16 protein-coding genes are annotated in these 13,097 nt (G+C 25.4%); 6 read left to right on the top strand and 10 right to left on the bottom strand.

Annotated features, from left to right (window positions below):
- Positions 1-304: 304 nt before the first annotated feature.
- Positions 305-757 (top strand): hypothetical protein, encoded by a 453-nt coding sequence (locus ATCC9714_RS11890; RefSeq protein WP_021124695.1) that lies wholly within the window; start codon positions 305-307, stop codon positions 755-757.
- Positions 758-798: 41 nt separating this feature from the next.
- On the opposite strand, the gene ATCC9714_RS11895 is transcribed toward ATCC9714_RS11890, so the two are convergent.
- A complete protein-coding gene (locus ATCC9714_RS11895) occupies positions 799-1,056 on the bottom strand; it encodes a TIGR03905 family TSCPD domain-containing protein (protein WP_021124696.1) in 258 nt (85 codons plus the stop codon).
- Between the two features lie 200 nt (positions 1,057-1,256).
- Between ATCC9714_RS11895 and ATCC9714_RS11900 the strand changes: the two genes are divergently transcribed.
- Positions 1,257-1,703: a hypothetical protein gene (locus ATCC9714_RS11900; RefSeq protein WP_021124697.1), complete on the top strand. Its 447-nt coding sequence runs from the start codon at positions 1,257-1,259 to the stop codon at positions 1,701-1,703.
- Positions 1,704-1,794: 91 nt separating this feature from the next.
- Positions 1,795-2,550: a peptidylprolyl isomerase gene (locus ATCC9714_RS11905; protein WP_057545647.1), complete on the top strand. Its 756-nt coding sequence runs from the start codon at positions 1,795-1,797 to the stop codon at positions 2,548-2,550.
- Between the two features lie 44 nt (positions 2,551-2,594).
- Here the strand turns inward: ATCC9714_RS11905 and ATCC9714_RS11910 are convergent, their stop codons facing one another.
- Positions 2,595-2,999, bottom strand: coding sequence for a CBS domain-containing protein (locus ATCC9714_RS11910; protein ID WP_021128170.1), 405 nt, complete (start codon positions 2,997-2,999; stop codon positions 2,595-2,597).
- Positions 3,000-3,132: 133 nt separating this feature from the next.
- Positions 3,133-4,287, bottom strand: a complete 1,155-nt coding sequence (locus tag ATCC9714_RS11915) for an amidase domain-containing protein (RefSeq protein ID WP_021128171.1) — start codon at positions 4,285-4,287, stop codon at positions 3,133-3,135.
- A 158-nt stretch (positions 4,288-4,445) separates the two neighbouring features.
- Between ATCC9714_RS11915 and ATCC9714_RS11920 the strand changes: the two genes are divergently transcribed.
- Positions 4,446-5,060, top strand: coding sequence for a GNAT family protein (locus tag ATCC9714_RS11920; protein ID WP_057541135.1), 615 nt, complete (start codon positions 4,446-4,448; stop codon positions 5,058-5,060).
- Between the two features lie 193 nt (positions 5,061-5,253).
- Entirely contained in the window at positions 5,254-5,574 is a 321-nt protein-coding gene (locus ATCC9714_RS11925; RefSeq protein WP_021128173.1) for a YlbF family regulator, read from the top strand.
- Between the two features lie 33 nt (positions 5,575-5,607).
- Here ATCC9714_RS11925 and ATCC9714_RS11930 read toward each other — a convergent pair whose 3' ends face one another.
- Both ATCC9714_RS11930 and ATCC9714_RS11935 read right to left on the bottom strand, forming a co-directional pair.
- Positions 5,608-6,309, bottom strand: a complete 702-nt coding sequence (locus tag ATCC9714_RS11930) for a M15 family metallopeptidase (protein WP_077065737.1) — start codon at positions 6,307-6,309, stop codon at positions 5,608-5,610.
- A 111-nt stretch (positions 6,310-6,420) separates the two neighbouring features.
- Positions 6,421-7,650, bottom strand: coding sequence for a hypothetical protein (locus ATCC9714_RS11935; RefSeq protein ID WP_054630171.1), 1,230 nt, complete (start codon positions 7,648-7,650; stop codon positions 6,421-6,423).
- A gap of 230 nt (positions 7,651-7,880) precedes the next feature.
- Here ATCC9714_RS11935 and ATCC9714_RS11940 point away from each other — a divergent pair, with 230 nt between their 5' ends.
- Positions 7,881-8,087, top strand: a complete 207-nt coding sequence (locus ATCC9714_RS11940) for a YtxH domain-containing protein (RefSeq protein WP_054630170.1) — start codon at positions 7,881-7,883, stop codon at positions 8,085-8,087.
- Between the two features lie 339 nt (positions 8,088-8,426).
- On the opposite strand, the gene ATCC9714_RS11945 is transcribed toward ATCC9714_RS11940, so the two are convergent.
- The 5 genes from ATCC9714_RS11945 to ATCC9714_RS11965 form a co-directional block, all read right to left on the bottom strand.
- The gene (locus tag ATCC9714_RS11945; RefSeq protein ID WP_054630169.1) at positions 8,427-9,422 is read right to left on the bottom strand and encodes a DUF4097 family beta strand repeat-containing protein; all 996 of its coding nucleotides are present in this window, start codon (positions 9,420-9,422) and stop codon (positions 8,427-8,429) included.
- Positions 9,415-10,131, bottom strand: a complete 717-nt coding sequence (locus ATCC9714_RS11950) for a DUF1700 domain-containing protein (RefSeq protein WP_057545646.1) — start codon at positions 10,129-10,131, stop codon at positions 9,415-9,417. The genes ATCC9714_RS11945 and ATCC9714_RS11950 overlap by 8 nt, the downstream gene beginning before the upstream one ends.
- Positions 10,132-10,144: 13 nt before the next feature.
- Positions 10,145-10,456, bottom strand: coding sequence for a PadR family transcriptional regulator (locus ATCC9714_RS11955; protein WP_021124710.1), 312 nt, complete (start codon positions 10,454-10,456; stop codon positions 10,145-10,147).
- 166 nt (positions 10,457-10,622) lie between these two features.
- On the bottom strand, positions 10,623-11,654 hold the full coding sequence (locus ATCC9714_RS11960; RefSeq protein WP_021128180.1) for a M42 family metallopeptidase: 1,032 nt from the start codon (positions 11,652-11,654) through the stop codon (positions 10,623-10,625).
- Between the two features lie 20 nt (positions 11,655-11,674).
- A complete protein-coding gene (locus ATCC9714_RS11965; protein ID WP_057545645.1) occupies positions 11,675-13,012 on the bottom strand; it encodes a YjiH family protein in 1,338 nt (445 codons plus the stop codon).
- Positions 13,013-13,097: the final 85 nt, after the last annotated feature.

The raw sequence follows: 13,097 nt of genomic DNA on the forward strand, positions 1-13,097 counted from the left end.
TATTTTAATACAGAAAATTCACTTTTTTCTGTGATATAATCTATAATATAAATAGTAAAACTTTATTTATTTAAGCATATGTAAAAATTTATAAAATCTTTATAATATTTAATTTGAATTTCCGTTAAAATTTTACATATTGATTTATTTTCTTTTTAAGTTTTTTATGATAAAATATGTTATATATTTATACTTGCTTGAATATAAATTTAAATGTGAAACTTGTACATAATATAAATATAGTTTAGTTTCAAGCATAACTTGTTATCATAATTTAAATTTGAGATAATCTAGGAGGATTAATATGAGCTTAAAAGACAAATTTGCAGAGTCATATGCTAGATCAAAAACAATGACTGGTCCTGAAAAAAAGGCTAATGAAATAATGGGAAAACTTTTACTTAAGAAAAGTATCGTTCCTATGATTATTATGTTAATTGTTTGGATTGGTGGTTTTTCTTTAAAAGTTAACGGTTGGGTTTTATTAGGTGTTGAAATATTATTAGCTATAGGAACTTATTTCTATATTAAAAAACAAGGTGATAAGTATCAAAACTTCAAACCTTTTGTAGGTAATTTAATAAGCCTTGAGAAAAAAGGTAAAAAAGAATATGTTGCAATAATAAAGCAAGGTAAAAAAGTTGATAAACTTCAAATAAAATACGGCGGCGAAGAATTAGAAAAAGTTAAGAAAAACCAATTAGTACAAATAAGCTATAATAAAGACGAAAAAATAGCAATAGTTGTTACTAGATAATTTTTTATAGGAAAAGCTTCTACATATATGTAGAAGCTTTTTTAATCTTTTAATATATATTTCTTATATATCTTTAAAGCAGTAGCTAATTGATCAGGACACGATGTATCTCTATTTTTACATGGTATTTTTTCAAAAGTTTCAATTATTTCATCTATATTTTTTCCTTCTATTAAATTTTTAATTCCTATTAAATTCCCTGCACATCCTCCCTCAAATATAACATCTATAAGCTTATCCCCTTCAATATCTAACAAAATAGATTTTGAACATACACCTTTGGTATAATATCTATACATATTCATCACCTTTACAATATATTTTGTTATTATATTTATTTATTATTTTTCTAATTTATGTTAAGTTTTGATGAAATATTAAAATATATATTTTAATATTTCAATTAATATATATAATTATAATTAATAAGTATATTTTGCATATATATTTAAAGATGTGTATATACTTTTACAGATTAAAAGTTAGGAAGTGATTAACTATGAATTCCACTAATACATCTAATAAACTTAATTTGTTTAATACTCTGTTTAAACTTATATTTGTTGCATTTTGGATTATTTTTTGGTTTATAGGTGTTATATTAACTGATAATAAATTTAATCAATTATCTACAACCTTGTTTATATCCTATAGTTCAATTTGTATAATTTATATTATTGCCTACTTAGTTTATATGAAAGTAACTAAAGTATACGAAAATAAAATAGAAATCTATTATAAATTAGTTACAATTTTATCATTTGTATTTTCATCATATAGTTATTATATCTTACCTCTAAGTATGTTTTGGTTTTTAGTAAAACTTTCAGTATTATTTTTTTATATGTATATATCTATATTAAAAGTATATAAATATAAAATGGAGGAAGGCGTTGTAGGTATTATTGGTGCAGCTTTAATGATTTTCATGTTTGTAAGATACTAAATTTGAAACATTAGACATATGAGTTATTTTTTGTTATTATTTATCTTGATAGTTAATACTATAATAAAAAAATTTTAAAGGAGTTAATACTATGGAAAAAAAAGTTTTAGCCACTGTAGGCGAAAAAGAAATAACTAATATCGATATTGAAAATGCTTTAAAAAGTTTAGATCCATATCAAGCTATGCAATTTAATAATGAAGAAGGTAAAAAAAGATTATTAGAAGATTTAGTTAATCAAGAACTATTCTATCTTGAAGCTAAAGAGTCTAACTTACATAATGATGAAAACTTCAAAGCTGAAATGAAAAGAATTGAAGAGAATATGTTAAAGCAATATGCTATAAATAAAATATTAACATCTATAAAATTAACTGACGAAGAAGTGGCTAACTTCTATGCAGCTAATAAAGATAAATTTATAAAACCTGAAACAGCATCAGCTAAACACATATTAGTTGATAATGAAGAAAAAGCAAATGAATTATTAACTAAAATAAACAACAATGAATTATCATTTGAAGAAGCTGCTAGAGAGCATTCTACTTGCCCTTCTAAAGACGCTGATGGTGATTTAGGAGTATTCCCTAGAGGTCAAATGGTTCCTGAGTTTGAAGAAGCTGTATTCTCTATGGATAAAGGTGAAGTTAGAGGTCCAGTTAAAACTCAATTTGGATATCATTTAATAAAATTAGAAGATTTAAATGAAGGCGGTCAATCTGAGCTTGATGAAGTAAAAGATGAAATAGCTAAAAGCCTAATGTATCAAAAACAAAATGAAGTTTATTCTTCTAAGATAAATGACTTAAAAGGTAAATATGTAGATTTAGTTAAACTTAACGACTAATATTAAATAAAAAAAGGATAACTTTATAGTTATCCTTTTTTTATCTAAGACTTTATTTTTTTATAGCAATACTCAATTATATCTCTTCTTTTTATTATCCCTATAAAAATATTTTGATCATCTATTACAGGTACAAAATTCTGATTCATCGACTTAGATATTAAGTCCTCTATATTTGCATTTATAGATACAGGCTTGTTATCCATCCTTCTTTTTATATCACATATGCATACATCTTCTATGGCTGTAAGTTCCAAGTTTAAATCATTTTTTAAAGCCCATAGCAAGTCTCCCTCTGTTATCGTACCCACATACTCCCCATTTCGATTTATAATAGGTATAGCAGAATATCTATGATACTCCATTTTTTCTAATGCCTGTCTCATTGTATAGTCATCATATATATATGCTACTTCACTTTTGGGTGTTATAAAAAATAGTATATTCAAATACTACACCTCCTATTAAGTAGTATAAATTTAAACCTACTTAACATTTTATCATATATTCTAAAATATTAAAATCTTTCCATTTCCTTCAAAGTTAAAAAATAGCTATCTTTTTATAGATAGCTATTTTTTATTAATAATGAACTTTTATTAAGTGAAACCTTATAGATTTATCACTCCATCCTAAATCCCAAGGAACCAGCAATCTATCTGTATTATGACATGTAACTAAAGGATATCCCTTAGAGTCAACTCCTGTGACAGTAGAAACATGAGTTATTCTTCCACCTTTTTCATAAGCTACTATATCACCAGGAGTCATGTTGTAGGCTAATTTATATACATCTTCGTATGAACCTTTACATATTAAAGATCCTCTTCCACTATTTAACATATAATTTTTGAATCCTTGTGCATTAACCCATGCCTTCGTTCCTTCTCTTCCCATATAATTCCACGTACCATTTTTCTTAAATCTTCCACTTTCATACATTATCTGAGAGGCATAATTTGCACAGTCTCCTCCATCTGGGTTAAAATCTTTATACTGTGGATTAAACTTCATTCCATGTTCTTCATCAGCTGCAGCTCCACAATATTTATGAGCATATTCAATAGCTTTTTTCTGCTCATTTGTAAGTGAAAAATCCTTTTTATCATTAGCCATAATATAATTTCTTATATCATCTGACTTTATATTATCTAAATGAAGTGAATCCGCAAAAGGATCTGTATACCATTCTTTTGTAATTAAGTATTCATTATCAGTAATTCTCATATTAAGGTAATGATATGTCCCAATTCTAAACATATTTTTAGTATCTAGTTGATTTTCATAAGAGTAATTATATTCTGTAGATACTACACATATAATTCCATATAAATTCTCTTCTTTTTCTTTTATTTTTCTAATTTTTACTCTAGTTTTTATATCATTAAATTTTACACCTTGCTTAAATGACCAATTCTCTAAATACTTCATTTTAGTTACTTCTTGTTCATAAGCCCAAAGTCCAAATTTATGATTTACATCATATAATTTTTTTAATACTTCATCATTTTTTGTTAGTATAGCCTTATTTCTATGATCAAATAAATTTTCTAACAATAGTTGGAATTTAGCGGTTTCCGATTCCTCCTCCATCTTCTTAGATGCCCTTAAATTTATAAAAGTACTAATGTTTTTTTCCTTATTAAAACTTAAAACTATACTCCCAATGACAAAAACACCTACCAAGAATAGTATTTTGCTTATTTTCTTCCTATTGATTTTTTTTCTTATGTTCAAATTTATGCCTCCTATCAAATAATAGACTTAAGCTGAAAAATACGTAGTATTTTAAAGGTATTATAATATTTTATATAGTTTTTACATTTTTTTAGCCAAATATAATTAAATTTATGGTATAATTGTCTAACATTCAATCAAAGGAAAGAGGTGCTCAATTGCTAACAAAAGTAAAACTGTCTAAAGTAAATAATGTTCTTACTAATAATATATATGCAGATATTTATTTTTTAAGTGAGGAAAATTTTGGAGATATAACAAAACTATACGAAGAAGTAAGTAATTCTATGGATAATAAAAATTGGCTAAAGAATAGAGATTATGATTCTTTAAAAAAAACCATTGATAATGGTGGATTTATAATAGGTTGTTATGTCGGTTTAGAGCTTATTGCTTGTGCACTTTGTGACGTACCTAATATAAATGATTTAGAGACTTTAGATTCTTTAGGAATTTCTATTGAAGATTTTAAAAATACTTACATTTCAGGATTTGTTATGGTTCATCCTATGTATAGAGGAAATTCACTTCAACTTAAATTGTTAGACCTAAGAATAGATATAGCTAAATCTCAACGTAAAAAATATATAGTAACAGTTGCTGCTGTTGATAATATACATAGTCTTAATAATATAGTTAGTCGAGGTTTCGATTTTAAAATGCAACAAGAAAATAACTATGGTATTTTAAGAAATATTTTCCTGAAAGATTTATTCCCAAATGATGTTAATGAAAATATTTCAAATGAAGAAAATATAACTTGCGTAATTTAAAAGAGACCTTTTAGAAAAGGTCTCTTTTCCACGTTGATAGTTCTTAGAGGTCTTTGTATTTCATAATATATAGTATTCCGTAAAATATAAATTTGATACAATTTTAATTTTAAATAAAAAGTAACTATTTTTATTCTTTTTTATAAAATAATTATAAGATTAATATTTTTATATATTATAGGGGGGATTTACTATGGATATAAATGTAAAAGCTAGAGAACTTGCATCATATATTAAAAATACTAATGAATTTAAATCTATGAATAAAGCAAAAAAAGAACTAGATAAAAATGCTGCTTTAAAAAAACAACTTGATGAGTATCTAAAAAAGAAAAATATTATTTATTCTAGATATAAAATAGAAGATGCATCAAAAAAAATAAGTCAGTTAAATCGAGATTATGATAAATTTTTTAACCATCCATTAGTATCTAATTATATGAAATCAAATAGGAATTTTAATTCTATGATGGAAAATTTATATAAACAAATAGAAAATGAATTAACAAAATAAAATAAAATAAAAGAGACTATAAAATAGTCTCTTTTATTTTTCAAAATGTTGGTAATCTTTAAGAGATTTCCAATCACCTCCCCAGGTCCAACCTCTTTTTATAAAAGCTTCATAACATGCATCACCTTTTTTAATCATACCTTTTACATTTTTTTCTCTATCTATATATTTATTTCCTTCATTTGGACTTACAACTCCATTTTTAACCATAGGATTTATAAGTGGGTTTATATCTATAGCCAACCCTTTAGAGTGATTAGAAATTACATCTGATCCTTCTATAACCCTGTAGCAAAATGCAGACGTATTGTTATCTTTCATCGACTGATTATCATCTGCATTATACTTATCTATTAAGTTCATCTTTTCAATAGGATATTTATTTTCATATAAATCTTTAAATATATCTAAAACTTCAGATGCTACTTCCTTATTAACTATCATTTCACCTATATGTGCTTTATTATCAAATCCATAATATGTGATTTTTAAATAAGATAAACTATTTATATCTACTAAATCTTTTTTAGGGATAGACTTTCCTATCATGTTCTTATAAACTTCGTCAGGAATACTTGATTTTGTAAACTGAGGTTTAAAAACTTCTTTTTTACTGGTTTCAACCTTTTGGTTTTCTTTTTTACTCTCTTTAACTTGATGTTTACTACATCCAACTATCATTATTATTGATAAACATAAAAGTAAACCTACTAAATATTTTTTATAAATTTTCATTTTAAACTCCTTTTTAATATAATAAATATTTCTACTACATATATTTTATAATAAAAAAATCAAAGCTCATAGTATAATACTATGAGCTTTGATTTTTTTATTATATTAGTGTTACATTTTTCCCATCATATTTTTCATCATATTTTGCATATACATGTAGTAATTCATCCACATATCTTGCATATCATTCATTTCCATTTGTTCCATATTCATATATGGTTCTTCCATACATGGATATTTAGATGCAAAATTACCCATATATTGCATAGGCTCCATGTTATATATAGGGTTTATATATAATCCAGTTTCTTCTTCTTTCATCAACATTATATCATCTAAATCACAATATTCATCTTTTTCAAAATAGCAATCATTCATATCATAATACTCATATTCACACTTTTGTTTAATTTCTTTTTTAGGCATTTCTTTGTGTGTTGGGCAAACATATTTAACTTCACAATCACAACTTGGCTTCATTTTCTTTTCACACTTAGTAGCTGGCTTTACATAACTACACTTAGATTTACAAGGTTCATTCATACCTAAATCAACATAACAAGTTTTTTTCATTGTCTTACAAACATCCATATCGTGGCATCCTTTTATTTTATCTTTACATTTTTTCATCATATCTTCACATTTGTTAGATTTATCTTCGTACTCTTTTATTTTTTCTCCAGCTACTTTATAGCAGTTCATAGCTTTCTCATCACACTTCATAGCTTGAGAGAATAAACATTTTGCTTGCTCATTTTCATTTTGAGCTTTTTCAAATAAACACTTAGCTTTTTCACAGAATTTTTCAGCATCATTACCTGCTCTTTCTGCTTCTTTATATAAGCACTTAGCTTTTTCACAAAGTTCTTCTGATCTACATAAAAGATCATTTGCTTGCTTTCTTAACTTATCAGCTTCACATTCATTTTCCATAGATTCCTTAGCCAATCTTTTTGCTTTAGCTTCTAATGCCTTAGCTTTTTTATCAAACTCTCTAGCTTCTTCATATGATTCAGTGGCTAAGCACTCACAATTTAATGCTTTTTTAAATAGCTTTTCTGCTTGTTCAGCTAGTTTCGCACATGTATCATCAAATTTTATTTCGCAGTCTTCACATGGACCTGGAGGACAGCAAGCAAATTCATGCTTTTTACATACCATATCCATCTCTTTACATGAGTCTACTTTTTTACATGGTTCTATTGGCTTACATGGCTCACACTTTTTATGAACCGGCTTTTTACATGGATCGCAATAAACTTCTTTTTCTTTTTTTTGATGGCACCCTGTATTCATAGCACAGCTATTATTACATTTTTTTTTCTTTCTCATAGTACTCATAGCTAGTCAAAACCCCTTTGTTGTATTTTATTTTAACTAAGCAATTTTATATGCTTAATAATAATTATATGAAACTCATTTTTTCTGGTTACTATTAATAGCTAAAATTTATACATAAATTACCTTTAAACTTATTTTTTTCTTACTATAAAATATAAATTTTTGCACATCCTATTATTGATACAAATTAATATCAAAACACAATATTATAGTTGATTGGAGTGATTTAATTGAATAATAATGAAATGAATAATCAAATGAATAATCAAATTGATGATTATACTAACAAGGGTAAAGAGTATATAGAAAAAGCTGAAAATAAGGCAAATGAACTTTTATCTAAAGCAAATGATTTAGCTCATGATATGGTTGATAAAACATCAGATATTAGTGATGATGTGAATAATCTCTTAAAAAAAAAGACCAAATTAAAATAGGTCCTAATGATGAATGTAGCTGTGGTATAAGTTGTGAGTGTTTTGATGAACCAAAAACTACAGTTGACTATGTAAAAGATTATGCTAAACAACATCCGGTAATAACTGCTACTGCTTTATCTGCTACAGTTTTAACAGGTGTTAGTTTAGTTAGTCCAAAGACCAGAAAAATAACTGTACCTGTTGCAAAATATGCAATTAAGCAACAAGCTAAATTTTCATTAGGGTTAGGAATGTTAGCTATGGCAAGTTATTTAACTAACCAACATAGTTAATGTATTAATTATAAAAAAATAAATAAGGAGCTAAAATTTTATAGCTCCTTATTTAAAGTTTGATTTAGTTTTTATTTATATCTATTGTATTTGAGTCTACAGTAACATTATAAGTTATCTTTTTATCCTTAATTTCATTTAGGCTTCCTTCAAATTTATTCATATTTGAACCATTGTTATCTTTGTTCTCAAAATTAATTCCATTTAATGAATTTAAATTAAAATTCATATTATAGTTATCTATAGGTAAATTTAAGTATACCTCTCCTGTTTTATTTTCTATATTTAAATTTTTAGAAATTGGTATACTAGATTCCACATATACCATTCTCGAATATCTGTCAGCAATTATATTTACTGATTCTGGTATAAAGTTTTCTACATCTTCAATAAATATATCATTAGGCAGAGATTCTAAGTATACATTTCCTTGAGTGCTAACTTCTACATTATTTATACCTAGCAACTCACTAGTTTTTAAATTTATATCACCTATAGAGCTTAATCTTAATTTCTCTAAGTGTTTAACTTCTTTAGGTAAACTTAATTCACCTTGATTTGTATTAAATACTATTTGACTAGATAGTACATCTTTATCTCTTACAATTAAACTACCAGTTTTTGTATCAGCTTGAATATCTACATTATTAGGAACATAAATAATTATTTTATTGTTACCTAAATTTATCATACTTAAAACAGCATCTCCAAAGCCTTGTACTTGTATATTTAAATGTTGACTTTCATCATTTTCTTTTACACTAAATACTTTATCTTTATTTTCTATAGTCAATGTTTTATCAGTGTAACTTCCAACTTGTACTATTTTAATCTTGTCAGAATTACTTTTTCTTATTTCTACGCTCATATTTTTAGTATCTATATCTAGCTTATTTATATCTACTTTTTTCTCATATATTTCAACTTCTTCATTAGCCTTCTTTATAGTTTTGTTTATATAATTTGTTGCAAATGGAACTGCTGCTATTGATGATGATATAGTTCCAACAATTCCTATTACAATTAAAATAACAGCAAATATAGTTATCTTTTTATTCATCTATATCATCCCCTTTGTAGTTTATTTTTCTTTCTTTTGCAACTATATATTTTTTCTTGTTTTTTAACCAATGCATGTATCTTTTGTATAAAGTTTTCCCTAATTTTAATATATAAAGATATACTTGTATTCCTAAAATATCAAAACCTATTATCCCTATACTAATAAATACTATAAGTAAAGCTATAGATAAGTCTAAAGCGAATAAAGGCCCTGATGTCCCTATTAATGCTATAAATGCTATATTTAATGCCCCTATAGTAATTCCAGCTGATACCATAACTAATATAAATATTAGCCATATAATAAGTAAAATAAAACTAAGTCCTGCCAATAAAAATTTTATGAGCTTTGTTGATAATCCATCTTCATCACTTTTTAAATTTGGAGTTAACTTATTATTTATAACATCCTTAGTCTTATAAAAGGTTTCTTTAGTTCTTAACTTTATCTGACTTAAACTATCATGAATTCTATCAAATCTTTTATTATTATAATTAATTTTGCTTTCTTTCATCTCTCCAACTAAATCTCTAACAATAGATTTTGGTGAACCTAGGGATTCTATAATTTGTATATCACTTTTACCTTCTATTTCCCCGTCAATAAAATATTCTTCATAATCTCTTAATATATCATTAACTTCATCTTGTGAAAAATGGTTAGACAAATAGTCTTTTAATATTTCTAAAAATTCTTTTTTATTCAACACTAATTCCTCCTTAATCTAAATTAATAAGATAGTCTACCGCACTAGTAAAATTTCTCCATTCATTTATGAGACTTACTAAATTCTTTTTTCCAAGTTCCGTTATTTTATAATATTTTCTTGCCGGACCTTCATTAGATTCTAATATATATGTCTCAAAAAATTCTTCTTTTGTTAATCTTCTCAATAAAGGATATATTGTGCCTTCATTTACTTCTATGACCTTTGAAATATTTTGTACAATCTCATATCCATACATATCTTTTTTAGATATGAGTGCTAATACACATATTTCTAATACTCCTTTTTTAAACTGTGTATTCATCAACTCCATCCTTTCTATTTAATTAATAATTACTGTGTTTTATACAGTACTGGGTTTAATCGCATTTATAAATATATAATAACACAGTACTGTGTGTTACACAATACTGTGTTATTATATATTTATATTTTTTAATAGGTATACCATAATATGGTATACCTATTTTCTATTTTACATATTCTGTTACTAATTTAATTGTTTCTATTATAGATTGTAAGTTAGTTCTTTCATATCCATGTGATGCAAATATTCCTGCTCCTATCAAAGCCGTCTTAACATCATAACCTGCTTTTAACATAGCTCCTGCATCTGATCCATAGTTAGGATACGTGTCAACTTTATATCCAATATTATTATTTTTAGCAATGTCTATAAGTTTTGAAGTTAACTCATAGTCATATGGCCCACCTGAATCTTTAGCACATATGCATACATCATATTCAGTTGAGTTTTGTCCTTCTCCCGGGCACCCCATATCTATAGCTATAAATTCTTTTGTATTTTCTGGTATTGCAGCTGATGATCCATGTCCTACCTCTTCATAGTTACTAAAGAAGAAGTTTACCGTATGTTTAGGTTTTATTCCAACAACTTTTAGATATTCAATAACATATAAAGCTGCTGCTACAGATGCCTTATCATCTAAATGTCTAGATTTAATAAATCCAGAATCTGTTATTTTAACTCTTGGGTCAAATGATATAAAATCTCCAACCTCTATACCAAGTTCTTCAGTATCTTCTTTAGAACAAACTTGTTCATCTATTACAACCTCATAGTTTGCTGGTACTCTAGGTAGTTCTCTACAATCTGAGTGAATATGCACAGATGGTTTTATAGTTTGTATAGTACCTTCGTAAGCTTTTCCATTCCTTGTATGTATTTTGCAACATTCCCCTTCAATAGATGTCATCATATATCCACCTACTTGAGTTAATGCTAATCTTCCATTTGACTTTATTTCCTTGACCATAGCTCCTAATGTGTCAACATGACAAGATAGGGTTTTTTGATAATTATCATCTTCTCCTTTTATTGTAGCAACTACAGCTCCTTTATTTGTAACCTTGTAATCAACTTTAAGCGTTTTTAATACATCCGTTATATAATTTACTACATTTTGAGTATATCCAGACGGACTTGGAATGTTTAAAACATCCGTTAAATATTTTTTTACTATATCAGCTTTGTATTCCATAACATAAACCTCCTATTTGTTTATATATAACCTATAAATAAATAATAAATTAAAGATATTACTATAAGAGTTATAAATACTTTTTCTAGTCCAATTATAATTAGCTCAGTTGTTTTAAGTGGAATATCTGTACTAGATATATATAGTACATTCGTAGTTATAGATACCGTTTGCCCAATAAGCACAATAAATATTATAAGAGTTGTTATACTTGTTGATTCATTATTTACAAGTTCTATATATCTACCCCCATTGAACAAGCCTAAGCATATAAACTCACTTAAACTACTTTTCCCTGGTAACTTCAATGCTTCTATAAATGGATTTAAAATATTACTAATACTCTCAACTAGTCCTGTATTATTAATAATAAACTCTCCTACAAATATAATTATAACTAAATTTGGTAATATTGTCATAATTATATTAAATGATTCCTTAAAATTTTCTATCATACAATAAATCAATTTTTTCTTTTCTTTATTTTCCAAATATCTTTGAATAGACTTTTTAAATTTATTACTTCTAAAATTACATTCTTTATATTTTACTTTTAAAAAATACGATTTTTTCTTTTGTCTTAAAGGCCATATTCTACATACTACACTGTTTATAATTATACTCAAAATTATTGATATAATTATTGTAAATGCCTTAGACTGTATTTTAAGCTTATCAGCTAAGTAAATACTATTCATTATACTAAAAAATGAAAAACAGGATATAATTATGCAAGCCTCTGATTGTCTTAATTTACCTGATTTATATAATTTATTAGTCATAAACATTCCAGTAAATACATCTACGAATAAATATACAAATACATTTAATACACTTTTACCACTTAAATTTAAATTTTTCTTAGTATATTTATTAAAATACCCTTCTGTAACTTCTATTAATCCATAATCTGTTATCAAAGGCATAAATAATACACCTAAAGAAAATACTATTGTGTACTTTAATATAATTTCTTGCATAAATAATAAGCTATCATTATTATGTAAATAATATTCTTTCTGAGAAAATATTATTAAAACCAATAGTATACTTATTGGTCTTAATAATGTGATAATATTATGTACAATTTCATTATTGTTTTTCTTATCATATTTTAAGATAGGAATTATAGATCCAAATATAACCATTAAGACTATATATAGTTTTAACAAATGTATATATCTTTCTTGAATAAATAAGGCCATATGGTGTATTAATGTATTTACATACCCATTTATACTTATAGGTATAAAAAATATAGTTATCCCTATAATAGAATATATTACTATTTTAAAAGAATCTAAAATTTCAAAGTCATAAGTTGAATTAGTTTTATTATTTAAATCTATATTCTCCAAATTTCCACTTCCTTTACATATATTTAATATATAATTGATTTAATTTTTATATAAATGTATAATACTATCATTAGCTAAAATTATA

It is taken from the genome of Paraclostridium sordellii, assembly GCF_000953675.1.
GTDB classification, from domain to species: Bacteria; Bacillota; Clostridia; order Peptostreptococcales; family Peptostreptococcaceae; genus Paraclostridium; species Paraclostridium sordellii.

What these genes read in the sequence shown, in the direction of transcription:
- ATCC9714_RS11955 (WP_021124710.1), bottom strand. Translation starts at nt 10,456, where the DNA reads ATGAATACACAGTTTAAAAAAGGAGTATTAGAAATATGTGTATTAGCA.
- ATCC9714_RS11925 (WP_021128173.1), top strand. Translation starts at nt 5,254, where the DNA reads ATGGATATAAATGTAAAAGCTAGAGAACTTGCATCATATATTAAAAAT.
- ATCC9714_RS11900 (WP_021124697.1), top strand. Translation starts at nt 1,257, where the DNA reads ATGAATTCCACTAATACATCTAATAAACTTAATTTGTTTAATACTCTG.
- ATCC9714_RS11945 (WP_054630169.1), bottom strand. Translation starts at nt 9,422, where the DNA reads ATGAATAAAAAGATAACTATATTTGCTGTTATTTTAATTGTAATAGGA.
- ATCC9714_RS11895 (WP_021124696.1), bottom strand. Translation starts at nt 1,056, where the DNA reads ATGTATAGATATTATACCAAAGGTGTATGTTCAAAATCTATTTTGTTA.
- ATCC9714_RS11930 (WP_077065737.1), bottom strand. Translation starts at nt 6,309, where the DNA reads ATGAAAATTTATAAAAAATATTTAGTAGGTTTACTTTTATGTTTATCA.
- ATCC9714_RS11905 (WP_057545647.1), top strand. Translation starts at nt 1,795, where the DNA reads ATGGAAAAAAAAGTTTTAGCCACTGTAGGCGAAAAAGAAATAACTAAT.
- ATCC9714_RS11935 (WP_054630171.1), bottom strand. Translation starts at nt 7,650, where the DNA reads ATGAGTACTATGAGAAAGAAAAAAAAATGTAATAATAGCTGTGCTATG.
- ATCC9714_RS11960 (WP_021128180.1), bottom strand. Translation starts at nt 11,654, where the DNA reads ATGGAATACAAAGCTGATATAGTAAAAAAATATTTAACGGATGTTTTA.
- ATCC9714_RS11890 (WP_021124695.1), top strand. Translation starts at nt 305, where the DNA reads ATGAGCTTAAAAGACAAATTTGCAGAGTCATATGCTAGATCAAAAACA.